Annotated in this window: 13 protein-coding genes; 5 read left to right on the forward strand and 8 right to left on the reverse strand. The window is 72.8% G+C overall.

The annotated features are described in order from the left end of the window. Positions 1 to 68: 68 nt before the first annotated feature. Entirely contained in the window at positions 69 to 1,631 is a 1,563-nt protein-coding gene (locus tag ACZ68P_RS14650; RefSeq protein ID WP_471005971.1) for a hypothetical protein, read from the reverse strand. A gap of 308 nt (positions 1,632 to 1,939) precedes the next feature. On the opposite strand from ACZ68P_RS14650, the gene ACZ68P_RS14655 reads away from it, so the two are divergent. After that, the gene (locus tag ACZ68P_RS14655; RefSeq protein ID WP_365717710.1) at positions 1,940 to 2,239 is read left to right on the forward strand and encodes a DUF1876 domain-containing protein; all 300 of its coding nucleotides are present in this window, start codon (positions 1,940 to 1,942) and stop codon (positions 2,237 to 2,239) included. A gap of 407 nt (positions 2,240 to 2,646) precedes the next feature. Here ACZ68P_RS14655 and ACZ68P_RS14660 read toward each other — a convergent pair whose 3' ends face one another. From ACZ68P_RS14660 to ACZ68P_RS14680, 5 genes are all read right to left on the reverse strand, one after another. Then, positions 2,647 to 3,273 carry a CBS domain-containing protein gene (locus ACZ68P_RS14660; protein ID WP_471005973.1) on the reverse strand — a complete coding sequence of 209 codons (627 nt, stop codon included), beginning with the start codon at positions 3,271 to 3,273 and terminating at the stop codon, positions 2,647 to 2,649. A 238-nt stretch (positions 3,274 to 3,511) separates the two neighbouring features. Next, the gene (locus tag ACZ68P_RS14665) at positions 3,512 to 4,720 is read right to left on the reverse strand and encodes a glycoside hydrolase family 64 protein (RefSeq protein WP_471005975.1); all 1,209 of its coding nucleotides are present in this window, start codon (positions 4,718 to 4,720) and stop codon (positions 3,512 to 3,514) included. Positions 4,721 to 4,858: 138 nt separating this feature from the next. After that, on the reverse strand, positions 4,859 to 5,425 hold the full coding sequence (locus ACZ68P_RS14670; protein ID WP_471005978.1) for a 3'-5' exonuclease: 567 nt from the start codon (positions 5,423 to 5,425) through the stop codon (positions 4,859 to 4,861). Positions 5,426 to 5,521: 96 nt separating this feature from the next. Beyond that, entirely contained in the window at positions 5,522 to 6,199 is a 678-nt protein-coding gene (locus ACZ68P_RS14675; RefSeq protein ID WP_471005980.1) for a GntR family transcriptional regulator, read from the reverse strand. 62 nt (positions 6,200 to 6,261) lie between these two features. Next, positions 6,262 to 7,389, reverse strand: a complete 1,128-nt coding sequence (locus ACZ68P_RS14680) for a CaiB/BaiF CoA transferase family protein (RefSeq protein ID WP_471006383.1) — start codon at positions 7,387 to 7,389, stop codon at positions 6,262 to 6,264. Positions 7,390 to 7,723: 334 nt separating this feature from the next. On the opposite strand from ACZ68P_RS14680, the gene ACZ68P_RS14685 reads away from it, so the two are divergent. Beyond that, positions 7,724 to 8,917, forward strand: a complete 1,194-nt coding sequence (locus ACZ68P_RS14685; RefSeq protein WP_471005982.1) for an acyl-CoA dehydrogenase family protein — start codon at positions 7,724 to 7,726, stop codon at positions 8,915 to 8,917. 23 nt (positions 8,918 to 8,940) lie between these two features. Here ACZ68P_RS14685 and ACZ68P_RS14690 read toward each other — a convergent pair whose 3' ends face one another. Continuing rightward, on the reverse strand, positions 8,941 to 9,480 hold the full coding sequence (locus ACZ68P_RS14690; protein ID WP_471005984.1) for an FBP domain-containing protein: 540 nt from the start codon (positions 9,478 to 9,480) through the stop codon (positions 8,941 to 8,943). A 320-nt stretch (positions 9,481 to 9,800) separates the two neighbouring features. Here ACZ68P_RS14690 and ACZ68P_RS14695 point away from each other — a divergent pair, with 320 nt between their 5' ends. The 3 genes from ACZ68P_RS14695 (at position 9,801) to ACZ68P_RS14705 (ending at position 13,097) form a co-directional block, all read left to right on the forward strand. Next, entirely contained in the window at positions 9,801 to 11,096 is a 1,296-nt protein-coding gene (locus ACZ68P_RS14695) for a streptophobe family protein (RefSeq protein WP_471005986.1), read from the forward strand. 161 nt (positions 11,097 to 11,257) lie between these two features. After that, on the forward strand, positions 11,258 to 11,830 hold the full coding sequence (locus ACZ68P_RS14700; protein WP_471005987.1) for a dihydrofolate reductase family protein: 573 nt from the start codon (positions 11,258 to 11,260) through the stop codon (positions 11,828 to 11,830). Between the two features lie 592 nt (positions 11,831 to 12,422). Beyond that, the gene (locus tag ACZ68P_RS14705; RefSeq protein ID WP_471005990.1) at positions 12,423 to 13,097 is read left to right on the forward strand and encodes a TetR/AcrR family transcriptional regulator; all 675 of its coding nucleotides are present in this window, start codon (positions 12,423 to 12,425) and stop codon (positions 13,095 to 13,097) included. On the opposite strand, the gene ACZ68P_RS14710 is transcribed toward ACZ68P_RS14705, so the two are convergent. After that, the gene (locus ACZ68P_RS14710) at positions 13,098 to 13,904 is read right to left on the reverse strand and encodes a class II aldolase/adducin family protein (protein ID WP_471005991.1); all 807 of its coding nucleotides are present in this window, start codon (positions 13,902 to 13,904) and stop codon (positions 13,098 to 13,100) included. It lies immediately after the preceding gene. Positions 13,905 to 13,995 lie beyond the last annotated feature (91 nt).

A 13,995-nucleotide genomic window follows, 5' to 3' on the forward strand; every position in this document is an offset into this window, starting at 1 on the left:
CCCGAGACAAGAGCGTGGCGTCTCATCGCCAGGATCCGACGGACCGAGGTCAAGGACGGTCCCGACCCTCACCGGCCGCCGAAGGCACGGGTGACGGCGCTCATGTCGTAGCCGTACATCTCGCGCTCGCAGACCGCGCACACGCTCGGCGCGTGCTCGCTCAGGGACCACAGCCGCGCGGGAAGACCGTCGCCCCGCCCGTGCGCCAGGTACAGGTCCTCGGGCCCGATCGCGGACCGCAGCGCCTTCGGGTTGCCGACGAGCCGCCTCGCCCCGCCGACGGTCGCCGTGGTGGCCTGGAGCAGCCGGCCGTGGTCGGTGCCGTTGCCGCGGTGGAAGTACCACGTCCCCTCGTACCGCGTGACGCCCTGGATCTTCTGCCACAGTGCCTCGCCGTCGAGCGTCGGCCCCGTCGGCAGTCCGTACGCGGAGTCGGCGTCCGCGACCGTACCGGCCGCGCCCTCCACCGCGGCGGTGACCGCCGCCATGGGATACGTGCCGACGCGGCCGGGGCTGTCGCCCCCGTCGGTGCTGCAGTACTCGCCGAGCAGCAGATGGTCCGTGCCCGTGCGGTCGAGGGAGATGTACGACGCCTTCGGCCGGGCGGTGGCGTAGCACTGGTACGCGTCGGTCTCGCCTGGCGCCCGCGGCGCGGTGAAGTTCAACGTCGCCACCTGGGGCATCACGTACCGGTGGCCGAAGCCGTACCAGACGGCGCCCTGGCGTCCGACGCGCCTCGGGTCGCGGACGTTGCTGACCAGTCCGTCCGGCGTCGGGTCGTCGACGGCGGCGTCGCCGTCCGGGTCGAGGTCCAGGATCGTGCGGAGGTCGAAGACCCGCAGGCCGTTCTCGGTGTCGGCGACGTACAGATGGTTGCCGTACCAGACCATGCCCCCGGCGTGGGTGCCGTTCTGCGCCTTGCAGCTCTCCGTCACGGTGCCGGTGCACATGCCCTCGCGCGCGTGGAGGGCGTCGAAGGAGACGCGGCCGCGGGAGTCCGCGTACGGCCACACCAGGAGGACGTGCCGGTACTTCCCGGTGGCCCGGTGGAAGAGGCTGACCCGGACGCCCTTCTCCTCGCAGGCGGTGGAGGCGGTGGCGCGCAGGCAGTCGGCGCGGCCCCAGACGTAGTCGCTGCGGCCCGGATTCTCCGCGTCGTACGAGCCCACGGCGAGGGGGTCGGCGTCGGAGGAGCCCCAGTCCTCGTCCTCCTGCGCGTCGGAGACGCCGGTGATGGACTGCGGGATCCACTCGGAGGAGGTGGCGTCGGTGTCGTCCCAGCAGACGCGGTGGTGCGGTGTGAGGTCGGGGCCGTAGATGCCGGTGGTGCCGCAGGCGTCGTCCCGGCCGGCCTCCCGGTCGGCCTGCGCCATCAGCGCGCTCAGCCCCTGCTTCGGGAGCGCGGCCTCCAGCCGGTCCACGAGCACGGTGAGGGAGGGCCCCGCCACCAGCCGGAAGTCACCCGGGCGACCGGGCAGGGGGGCCGCGAGCGCGCGGGCCCGGGCCTGGCTTCCGGAGAGGGGCGGAGCCGCCGCCGCGGTCGTGCCGGTGGCCGGGGTGGTCCCGGCGAGCAGCGTTCCTGCCAGCAGGGCTCCGACGGCCAGGCGGGTGAGGCGCGGCCGTAGCGTCATGGAGAGGCCTTTCGTGAGGAGACGTGCGGGATCACGCCGTCGGCGCGGAAGCTGACGTGCCATCAGTCGTGGAGGCTCCACACGGTAACAAGGTGACGGCGGGTCACCCGGGAACCCGTCGGCGACGTCGCGTGGGGCGCGGGGACGGCCGGGCGGGAGCGCCGGGCGTGGCGCGCGCCCGGGCGCGGCGCCGTGGGCGATCGCCGGGCGGCCGTCGCCGCGCGCCCGCGCGCGCGGCGGTGGATCCTGGGAGGAGGAAGGGGCGTGCGGGCCGTCCCGCGCTGCCCTGCATCGCGAGGAGGCAGACCATGACACGGCACCTCGAGTGGAAGGTCGGCCTGGAACTGGTCGAGGAGGCCGGCAGGACGAAGGCCGAGGCACACCTGGACACGGGCACGTCGCACCTCACGGGCCGGGGCAGCGCGCGGTGCAACCCGGCCGACGTGGACGTACCGGCGATCGGGGACGAGCTGGCCGCGAGCCGGGCGATGAAGGACCTGGCGGGTCAGCTGATGCGGGAGGCCAACCGCGACATGGAGGCGGCGGGCGCGGGCACGGTCCCCCAGCACACGGGCCCCGGCTACGGCTGGCCTGAAGCGGTCTCCTGAAAGGCACCCTGCCGCCCGGTCGACGGGCAGTGGGCAGGGGTGCCGGCGGCGGGTGCGGGCGCGGTCCCCCAGCGCACCGGCGTCGAATACGGCTGCCCGAAGCGGTGTCCGGAAAGGCGTCTTGTCGCCCGGTCGGGCCGGTGCGCCGCTCCGACGGCCCCGACGGGGCGGGGGGCGCGGTCGCTCTGCGGCGTCGGCCGGGGCGTCTGCCTGCCAGCGTCCCACCGCGTCGACGCGCTTGTGGGGGGTACGCCCGTCTCGCGGAGGGGCATCTGGACGGGATCGGCTCGTCCAGCCGCGTTCAACGCCCGTGGGAGTCGTTCGCGTCGCCAGGGCGGGTCGCCCCCCTGGCCGCGGGCGCCCGACTCGGGGCGGGACCCGCCCCGCCCACGCCCCGCACCTCGCGGCTACGCCTCGGCCGCCGCCCCCTCCGTCCGGTCCTCGTCCTCGTCCTCGTACGAGAGGTGGTCGACCACCTCCACGACTCCGTCCACGTCCTCGCAGAGCCGTACGAACGCCGGGGCGATGCTCTTGCTCGGCAAGGTGCCGGTGAGGGTCACCCGGCCCTCCGCGACGTCGATGTGGAGGGCGGCAGGCGAGAGGCGGAGGATGCGGGTGACCACGTCCTCGAGGATCTCCTCCTGGATCGCGCGGTCGCGCCGGAGGAAGAGTTGCAGCAGGTCGCTGCGGCTGAGCACGCCGATGAGCTGCCCGCCCGAGTCCACCACCGGCAGCCGCTTGACCCGGTGCCGTTCCATCACCCGGGCCGCCTCGACCGCCGTCCACGAGGGCCGTGCCACGACGACCGGGCTGGTCATCATGGCCTCGGCGGTGCTGGGACCGTCCTTCGTGGTGTGGCGGCGCAGCAGATCCGCCTCCGACACGACACCGATCGGCCGGTTCGCCTCGTCGACCACGGGCACCGCCGTGATGCCGTACTCGTCGAGGAGCCGCGCGATCTCCTTGAACGGCGTCCCGGGCTGCACCGCCACCGCGGTCGGCGTCATCAGATCGGCGACACTGCGGTGCCTCATGGTCGGTCCCGTCCCTTCTCCGCTTCTTCAGCCATGATCCCTCACGCGGGCCCGGGATCGCGGACGCCCGGGGCCCGCTTGAGCGGGCGCGCCCTGAGGGCCGGTGAGGGAGGGAGTACGCGCCGGACGGGGAGCGCGGCAGGGGGGGACGGGGCGGAGGCGGTGACGGGCCCGGGGGTCCGGCGGTGGGTCGACCACCGCCGGACCCCCGGCCCCGGACCTGCCCGACAGAGACCCTCTAGTTGAACGGGTCGAGAGTCACGTACGCCTGCTGCGGGTCGCCGTCGTGCACCAGGGACTCGTGCGCGCCGACATCGTCGAAGGCGAAACCGTAGGCCTTGCCGTCCGCCATCTGGGCGTGGATCTTGCGAGAGTAGTGGTTGGTCACCGTGTCCTTGTAGAAGTCGGCCGACGAGGCGTCCGGCTGGTTGGGGTTGGTGAGGAGGGTGGAGCGGTTGTAACCGGCGCAGAGCGTACGGGAGATGGGGCCGCGGACCATGTCGTTGGGGGCGTCGAGCAGCTTGTAGCAGCCGAAGACGCTGTCGGAGTCCGGCTTCTGGAAGGACGTGACGAGCGCGCCGGACCCGTTGGTGAAGTTCATGACGTTGCCGGAGACCCGGCCGTAGTACTTGACCGAGGGCTGGTTCGTGAAGGGCGTCACCGTCAGCGTGGAGGTGGCGTACTTGGTCCAGACGCGGTTGATGTAGTCGTTCATGACGCCGGCCGGCAGCGCCCCCGCTTCGATGCCGTGGCCGGGGGCGAGCGCGCGCAGGAGGGTGCCGTCGGCGCGCGTGTGGATGAGGTTCGCCCAGCCCCCGGGCTGGCCGCGGAGCGAGTCGAAGAAGCCGCGGTAGCCGCCCGGCTTGAGCCGGCCGGTGGTCGCGACGGCCCCGCTGGGGCGCTTGACGCCCACGGCGTACGGCGCGGAGACCATGTCGACCTGCGTGCTGTTGAGCCACAGACCGGAGTCGTTGAGCGTGTACTCGGACCAGTTGAACAGGATGTTCCGGTTCGGGTCGCTCGGATTCTGGACGGCGGGCTGCACCAGGCCGCCCGTCGCGACCTTGAAGACGAGCTTCTGTCCGTAACTGAAGTAGATCCGGCCCGAGAACTTCGGCAGACGGATCGTCATGGACCCGCCGTTCGCCGGTCCGGCGATGGCCGCGTCCGGCGCGGGCACGGGGACGGAGCCCCCGGCCGGCCAGGGGTGGAAGGTGCCGTTCGCGTCGGCCCAGCCCTGGCGTCCGGTGGAGAGCTCCGTACCGAGGTTGTAGACGTAGACCGGCTCGGTTCGGCCGGAGTTGTTGGTGAACGTGAGCGGGATCGTGGCCGGGACGGCTGCCTGGACGGTGGGGGAAGGACCGGCCACGGTGACGGCGGTGCCGATCAGCGCGGCGACGGCGAGGGGGGCGAGCAGGGTGAGCCTGCGGCGATGGCGGGAGGGCACGTGGGGCTCCTCGGAGGTGGGGGGAAGGGTGGGGACAGGCGTGTTCGAGCGGACGAACGCGCCTTGAGAGCGCTCTCAGAATGGTGAGAGTGAGGTGAGCCTGTCAATGGTTGTGACGGGCCGGCGGAGGTCCGGCGGTCAGGACGCGCGTGCGGGCCAGGCGCCTCGTCCGTGCAACCGGAGGACGAGCGCGGCGATGTTCCAGGCGTCGTCCTCGCCGCTGTGGTGCCGTCCCTCCAGGGGGAGCCCGGCGATCTCCAGCGCCTGGGCCATGCCCGGGCGCCGGGGCAGCGCGTTCGCCTCGGTGAACACGGCCTTGGCGTTGATGTGCCGATGCCCGAAGGGGTACTCCGTGCCGGTCACCCGGCACTGGTGCGCGAACTGCTTGCGGTCGTAGTCGCCCCAACTCGCCCACGGTCGCGACCCGGCCGCGTGCTCGGCGGCCAGCAGCCGGCAAGCGGCGGCGAAGTCCAGGCCCGTGTCCACCTCCGCCTGGGTGAGTCCGGTCAGCTCGGTGCAGAACGGGCTCACCGTCGACCGGGCGGGCCTGACAAGGATCCGGTGCCGGCCGATCCGCTCGCCCGCCTCCAGGTCGACGACGGTGAGACCGATCTCGATGATCTCGCTCACCGCCCCGGGCGGCCGCTTGCCCTCCCAGCAGGTCGCCTCGACGTCGACGACGTTCACCAGCTCTCTGCGATCCATGGCGTCGAGGGTAGGGAGCCGGGGTCGTGCGCCGCACGCGGATTATCGTCCACGGCGCGGACACCGCGGGTCGGTCCAGGTCGAGTGCCCCGCGGGTCAGTCCAGGTCCCCGTCCAGGTCGAGGACCTCGCGAAGCGCGGCCACCGCGTGGGCCCGGTGGTCGTGCAGCCAGCGCAGGGCGGCGTCGGTGTCGCCGTGGCGCACCGCCGAGATGACCGCCCTGTGCTCCCGCACGGCGCGCTCCCGGTTGGCGACCTCGGTGTAGTAGAGCGAGCGGTACGCGTCCGTGGAGTCCCACAGGGTGGCGATCAGCCGGACCAGCCGAGGCATTCCGGATGCCTCGACGAGCGTGAAGTGGAACCGGCGGTTCGCGGCGGCCATCGCCGTCACGTCGCCGGCGTCGGCGGCCCGCTCCACCTCCCGCTGGATCTGCTCCAGCGTGGCGGTCAGACCGTCTTGGCCCCGGGACACCGCGAGACGGACGGCCTCCGTCTCCAGGAGCTCACGGATGCGGTAGATCTCCTCCAGGTCGTCCAGCGAGAGTTCGGCGACGAAGTAGCCCCGGTGGACGTGGTGCACCACGAGGCCCTCGGCCTCCAGGGTCTTCAGGGCCTCGCGCAGCGGCACCCGGCTGACGTCCAGCCGCGCCGCGAGCGCGTCCTGGCGGATCTGGCCGCCCGGCTTCAGTTCGCCGCTGGTGATGGCGCGCCGCAGTTCCTCCAGGACGAACTGCTGGGCGGTCGGCGGCCGCCGCTTCTGTACCGCGCTGCTCATCGCCTGTGACCTTCCTTCGCTCGCTTACCGGCGGATCCGCGCTGCCGGTGCCGTACATCTTCCTATGAAGTGCGAGGGGGCAGCCCCAGCTCCGTTAGGACGGCCGCGGTGTGCTCGCCCAGGTGCGGGGGAGCGCCGCGGTAGACCGGCGGGGTGGCGTCGAGCGCGATCGGGTGGGCCACCTGGCCGGGTCCGGCGAGGGCGGCGGGGGCGCGTGCGGCCAGGCCGAGGCGGTCGGCGAGCGCGAAGGCGTCCGCCAGATCGTTGATCGGACCGCACGGCACCCCGGCGGCCGTCAGCTCCTCGAACCAGTCGCCTGCCGTCCGCCGGACGAGCGGACCCGCAAGCGCCGCGACCAGTTCCTCGCGGTGGGCGACCCTGGCGGTGTTGTCGGCGAACCGGGGATCGTCGGCGAGCCCGGGGGCGCCGAGCCGCTCGCAGAGCGACCGGAACTGACGGTCGTTGCCCACGGCGAGCACCAGCGGCCGGTCGCTCGCCTCGAAGACCTCGTACGGGGCGATGCTCGGGTGACGGTTGCCCATGGCCCGGGGCACGACGCCCGCGCCGAGATAGGCCGCCGACTGGTTGGTCAGGGCGGAGAGCAGCGAGCCGAGCAGCGAGACCTCCACCCGCTGGCCCTCGCCCGTGCGCTCCCGGTGCCGCAGCGCCGCGAGAATGCCCAGGCCCGCGTGCAGGCCGGTGACGACGTCGACGAGCGCGACGCCCGCCTTGGTGCCCGGACCGCCGGGCTCGCCCGTGACGCTCATCAGCCCGCCCATGGCCTGCACGAGCAGGTCGTAGCCGGGCAGATGGGCGCCCTCGGCGGAGCCGAAGCCCGTCACCGAGCAGTAGACCAGGCCGGGGTTGGAGGCCCGTACCTCCTCGTGGCCGAGGCCCAGCTTCTCCATCGTGCCGGGCCGGAAGTTCTCGACCAGGACGTCGGCGCGGTCGACGATCGCCCGGGCCGTCTCCAGATCCGTCGGGTCCGTCAGATCGAGGGCGACGGAGCGCTTGTTCCGGTTCACGCCGAGGAAGTACGTGGCCTCTCCGTCGGCGAAGGGCGGCCCCCACGCGCGGGTGTCGTCACCCGAGCCGGGCCGCTCGATCTTGATGACGTCGGCGCCGAGGTCGGCGAGAAGCATCGTCATGTACGGTCCGGCGAGCACCCGGCCGAAGTCGGCCACCACGATGCCGCCGAGGGCGGACGCTCCGGCGGGTACCCCTGTGTCGTGTCCGGAAGGCCTCGCGGGTGCCCCTGCGCCATGTCCGGAAAGCCCCGCGCGGGCCTCACGCGCGGTCTCACCGTTCTCACCGGCCCCAGGGTGCGGCTGCCCGTGCTCCTGAGGGTTCCCCGGCGTTGCCGGTCGATCAGCGCGCATCCCGCTCTCCTCCGCCGGCGATCGGATCCACCGCGAACGTACGCATCGGACAAGGGATATTCAATACTGGATCCAAAATCCGATCTCCGGCTAGGCTTCGCCCCGCCGTGTTGCCACCGCCGCCAGAGCAGCCAGGAGGCCGTCCGTGAAGTCGCCCGCCGCGTCGAAGTCGTCACCCGTCCACCCCTTCGATCTCCTCGCCATCGACGGTCTGCTGACCGACGAGGAGCGCGAGATCCGCGCGACCGTCCGGGCCATGGCCGACCGCGAGCTGCGCCCGCACGTCGCCGGCTGGTTCGAGCAGGGGGCGATCCCGGCGCGGGAACTGGCCCGCGAGCTCGGCGGCGTCGGGGTGCTCGGCATGCATCTGGAGGGGTACGGCTGCGCGGGCACCAGCGCCGTCGCGTACGGCCTGGCGTGCCTGGAGCTGGAGGCCGTCGACTCGGGACTGCGCAGCCTGGTCTCGGTCCAGGGCTCCCTGGCGATGTACGCCATCTGGAAGTACGGCTCCGAGGAGCAGAAGCAGCGGTGGCTGCCCGGCATGGCGGCGGGGGAGTACATCGGCTGTTTCGGGCTCACCGAGCCGGACGCCGGTTCGGACCCCGGGGCCATGCGCACCCACGCCAAGCGGGACGGCGGTGACTGGGTCCTCAACGGCACCAAGATGTGGATCACCAACGGATCGGTCGCCGACGTCGCCGTCGTCTGGGCCCGGACCGACGACGGCGTCCGCGGCTTTCTGGTCCCCTCCGGGACACCCGGCTTCAGCGCCCCGGAGATCAAGCAGAAGCTGTCCCTGCGGGCGAGCGTCACCAGCGAGCTGGTCCTCCAGGACGTGCGGCTGCCGGCGGACGCGATGCTCCCCGACGCCCGGGGCCTCTCCGGGCCGCTCGGCTGCCTGAACGAGGCCCGCTTCGGCATCGTCTTCGGCGCCCTCGGCGCGGCCCGCGACTGCCTGGAGACGGCGATCTCCTACGCGGGCGACCGCGTCGTCTTCGAGCGGTCCCTCGCGTCCTACCAGCTCACCCAGCAGAAGCTCGCCGACATGGCCCTCGAGCTCGGCAAGGGCATGCTGCTCGCGCTGCACCTCGGCCGGCTCAAGGACGCGGGGCGGCTCAGCCCCGAGCAGGTGAGCGTCGGCAAGCTGAACAACGTGCGGGAGGCCATCGCGATCGCCCGCGAGTGCCGCACGATCCTGGGCGCCAACGGCATCACCCTGGAGTACCCGGTGATGCGCCACGCGAACAACCTGGAGTCGGTGCTCACGTACGAGGGCACCAGCGAGGTGCACGCGCTGGTCATCGGCAAGGCGCTCACGGGCGAAGCGGCCTTCCGCTAGGGGTGGAGGCCGCGGGGCGGCGCTCAGCCCGCCGTCACCTTGGCGAGGAACGCGTTCAGATTGGTCATCATCCGGTCGATCCGCTCCTCCGCCATCAGCGACTCCTCCTGACGGCCCCCTCGCAGCTTGGGCTGCCGCTTCCCGCGGACGTACAGGGAACAGGCCAGGTCGGCACAGACGTAGGTGCCGACCGTGTTCCCCTCGCGCCCGCGGCTGCCCGCCAGGGGTGCGGCGAGCAGGGTGACCCCCGACGAGGCGTGACCCGTCAGGCAGATCTGGCACAGGCTGGACTTGACCGCGCTGGTGCGGTTCGTCGCCGGCACTCTCAGGGAGATGCCGAGCGGGCCGTCCTCGCGGGGCACGACCAGATGGGCGCGCAACGGCGCGCCCGGGTCGACCCACCCGAGGAAGTCGAGGTCGTCCCAGGGGAGTTCGGTGAAGTCGAGGGGCAGCCGGAGGCGGCTCGCCTCACCCTTCGTGCAGTTCACGAAGGACGAACGGATCTGTCGGTCGGTAAGAGGTTCCACTCGTTGGACGGTACACAGACCTCCTGACCCCGGCATCCGAATTTCGACGCCCCCGCCCCGCCGGCCGACGCCCTGGCCCGGACGCGGCGGCTCCCCGACCCGCACGCCGCGCCGGGCGCCGCGCCATCGATCGCCCGCACGGCCGCCTGCCCTCCCGGCCGGCAGGCGCCCGCCCTCCGCCCGCCTGCCCTCCGCCCGGTCGTCCGCCCCCGTGGTCGTCCGCCCTCCGCCCGGTCGTCCGCCCCCGGCGGTCGTCCGCCCTCGGCCCGGTCGTCCGCCCTCCGCGCCGAGCCCGCCGTGTGCCGAACGCGCGCGCCCCCAAGCGGACCGCCCCCGCCGGTACTAGCGTGTGCCGGGTGAGCAGTCACCTCGCTCGGTCCTGGGCGGAGGCCCTGGCCGCGGTCCTGGCCGGGTTCCTCGCGATGGCCGTCATGGCCGCACTCGGCCTGTGGGCCGCCGGAGCCGCCGACCTTCCCGGAGGCTTCGTCCCCCTCGTCGCCGCCGTGGTCGTCATGGCCGCCGGAGGCCGGATCGACGTCTCCGGCGACGCCGGCGCTCTCGCCGGCACCGACGCCGACCTGAGCGCCATGCCGCTCACCGTCACCCTGGTGGGCGCGCTCGTCACCGGAGCCTGCTTCCTGCGCCCCCTGCGCCGCCACGCCACGACCGGCACCGGCGACCTCCTCACCCGGGCCGGAGGGATCGTCCTCCTCTGGCTCGCCGCGCTCGCGGCGCTCTGCGCGGTCGCGCGGCACGACTTCCACATCAGCCTCGGAGGCCAGGAGCAGGAGGACCCGCTGGCCGAACTCTTCGGCGACCTCCTCGACGTGGTCGATCCCACCGTCGGCTTCCGTGCCGTTCTCGGTCCCACCCTCCTCTTCGGGCTGCTGTGGATCCTCGGCGTCCTCCTCGTCGCCCTGCTGGTCTCGCGGCGCACCCCTCTTCCGCCCCGGCTGCTGCGCCATCAGGAGACCGTGCGCCCCGCCGCCTCCGCGATGCTCCTGCTGGTCCTCGCGTACGTCGTGATCGGTCTGGGCGTCGGGCTTGTCGTGGCCGGTATCAAGGGCCATCCGGCCGACACCTTCGCCGTCCTCCTGCTCGGCCTCCCCAACGTCGCCTGGCTCGGGCTCGGCGTCGGCATCGGAGGCTCCTGGGAGGGCAGGGTCGAGGGACCCTTCGGCCTGCCCATGCCCCGGATCCTCGACGCGGTGCTGCGAACGCCGGAGGGCTCCGGACTCTCGACGGTCGACCTGTCCTCGCTGGCCGCCGAGGACTCCCGCGCCTGGTGGCTGCTCCCCGTCGCCGCCGTGCTCGTCCTCGTGGCGGCCTTCGTCGCCGCCGTCCGTTCACCCGCCGGGGTCCGCCCCTGGCAGCACGCCCTGCACCTCGGGATCGCCTTCGCGCTCACCATGCTCGTCATCGCCCCCCTCACGCTCGTCGAGGCGCGGCTCGGCCTCTCCGTCCTCGGTATCGGCGAGCTCGACTCCCTCGGCGGAGAGGTGGTGCTGCGCCCGCACGTCTGGAGGACGGCCGGCCTCGCCTTCCTGTGGGGCCTGGTCGCCGGCTTCGTCGGCGGCCTGCTCGCCTCCCGCGTCAGCCGCACCGGCGACGTCGCCCCTGATCGCCCCGGGCCCGGCGACGCGTCCGCGTGACGTCATCGGGGGTGACGGCGACGGCGCGGGCGACGACCGATGAGTTTCCACGCGCTCCGCAGTCAAAGATCATGGCTGGTGCGCGGCGAGGAATCGTGTGATCCCCTCGCGTACGAGCCGCACTGGCCGAGAACCGGACACGAGACACCGAGGACATCCCGATGCGTACCCTGATCAGCACCGCCTTCATCTCCCTCGACGGCGTCGTGGAGGCCCCGGGCGGCGAGCCCGGATACCGGAACTCCGGATGGACCTTCAAGGACGTCGAGTTCGTCCCGGAGGCGTACGAGATCAAAGGCCGGGAGCAGCAGGAGGCCACCGCCATGCTGCTGGGCCGGACCAGCTACCAGGCGTTCAGCCCGGTGTGGCCGGACATGGCGGACTTCGCCGACTACAAGGTGATGCCGAAGTACGTCGTCTCCACCACCCTCACCGAGGACGACCTGGTGTCGAACTGGGGCGAGACCACGATCCTGCGCTCGCTCGACGAGGTCGCCGCCCTGAAGGAGACCGAGGGCGGTCCGATCATCGTGCACGGCAGCGCCACCCTGAACCAGGCCCTGTCCGACGCGGGCCTGATCGACCGGTACCACCTGCTCGTCTTCCCGCTGCTGCTCGGCGCGGGCAAGCGACTGTTCAGCGCCACGGACAAGGACGCCCAGAAGCTGAAGCTCGTCGAGCACGAGACGTACGCCAACGGTCTGCAGAAGAACGTCTTCGACGTCGTCCGCTGACCGCGGTTTCCCGCTCTCACCGCCGGTGATCCGGGCCCGTCCGGGCCGATGGTCCCAGCCCCCGGAAGACGGGGCCCTGGACGGAAGAGGGCCCCACGGTGGAGGGCCGGGGAGGCGTCCGGGGCGGCGCCGGAGCCGGGGGCTCAGGAGCCGGTACGGGAGGCGGGACGGGCGCCGGGTGCGGCGCGGGGGACGGCGGCACGGGAGGCACGGGCTCGGACGCACGTGGCAGTGGCACGGGATGGGGCACGGGCCGAAAACGTACGGGCTCGGACGCACGCGGAGGCGGTACGGGATGGGGCACGGGCCGGGGACGTACGGGCCCGTCCGCGCCCACGGTCCGGCGGCCGGGGTGGTCGCGCCCGAGGCGGTGGACCCGGCGCGAACGTGCCGGGCGCGCCTCCTCGCCGACCGCGAGGACCGGCTCGGGTGCGGCGGGCGCGACGTGACGCTCTCCCATGCCTGGATTTTACCGTCCGGGGCCGATCCGGGCCCCGGAGAGCGGCCGGTATCGTGGCCGGGTCGACCGTGCCGATCCTGAGACGGTCCTCGGGCGATCCGTGGGTCGGCCGTGAACGAAGGAGGCCCGTCCGTGCCGAAGGGTGTCACCAAGCGCCGGCCGCGCACCCGGGCCGCCCTGCTCGAGGCGGCGCTGGCGGCCTTCGCCGAGAACGGCTTCCACGCCACCTCGATCGAGCAGATCTGCGAGCGCGCCGGCTACACCCGAGGCGCCTACTACTCGAACTTCGCGAGCAAGGAAGAGCTCTTCCTCGCCCTCTTCGACGAACACAGCGACCGGATCGTGCGCCGGCTGGCCGAGGCAATCGACTCGCTCACGGCCGAGGAGTACACCCTGGAGCGGCTGGCCGATCTCGCCTCGCGGGTCGAGCCCGACGAGCGGGACTGGTATCTGGTCACCACGGAGTTCACGCTGCACGCCATCCGCGATCCGCAGGCGGCCTGGGTCCTGGCACGCCACGACGCGCGGCTGCGGGCCGAGATCGCCCGCGGACTGCGGACCGTGCTGCACCGTGCGGGACGGGAACTGACCGTGGACGCCGACCGGTTCGCGCGCCTGCTGATCGCCCTGCGCGAGGGCGGACTCGCGCAGAGCTACGTGGAGCCGGAGGAGCTGCCGCCGGGGAGTCTCGAACGGGAATTCCTGACCCCGCTCCTGGAGGCGTCGACCCGCCCGTCCGGGGACGCGGACCGGCGGGACGGCGGGCCCTCGGCCGGCGACGCGGACCCGCGGAGCCCCGGAGCCTGATCAGTCGAAGAGGTCGGGGTCCGAGGCCGTGATCTGATCCCACAGCGGACGGGCCTGGAACCAGCCGGCCAGATGCGTGCCGACCTGTCCCCGGGTGATCAGCGCCGTCTCGCGGTCGATCAGCCGCGGCGTGCCCGCGGCCATCGCCAGCAGCTGGGCCTGGCAGGAACGCTCCATGGTGACGAACCACCACACGGCCTCGGCGACCGAGTGCCCGACCGTGAGCAGCCCGTGGTTCTTGAGGACCACCGCCTTGTACGAGCCGAGCGCCTTGGCGACCCGCTCGCCCTCCTCGCGTTCGTTGACCACACCGCGGTAGTCGTCGTAGATCCCGTGGTCCTCGAAGAACGCGCAGGCGTCCTGGGTGATCGGGTCGAGCGGGATGCCGAGGCTGGAGAACGCCTTGCCGTGCAGGGAGTGCGCGTGCGCCGCCGCGACCGCGTCCGGACGGGCGGCGTGCACCTGCGAGTGGATGACGAACGCGGCCCGGTTCACCGGCCGGTCGCCGTGGAGCAGGGTCCCCTCGTGGTCGACGAGGATGAGGTCGGACGCCTTGATCTGGGTGAAGCTCATGCCGAAGGGGTTGACCCAGAAGGCGTCCTGGCGTTCCGGATCGCGCACCGTGATGTGCCCCGCGACCCCCTCGGAGAAGCCGAACCGGCCGAAGAGCCGGAACCCGGCGGCGAGTTGTTCCTTGCGGTGACGGCGCTCCTCCTCGACCGTGTCGAAGACGGGCGGCAGGGGCAGGGTGACCCCTTCCGGCACGGGTCCTACGGCGGCTGCCAGGGCGGGCGGCAGAGTGCTCATGGCGACTCCTCCTGAAGGGAGCGGTGTCGTGGCCCGCCAGAAGATACAGAGATGTATCCGATACGACAATGGAGGGCGGGCGTTCGGCAGC

The sequence above is a fragment of the Streptomyces sp. NPDC036822 genome (genome assembly GCF_055609145.1).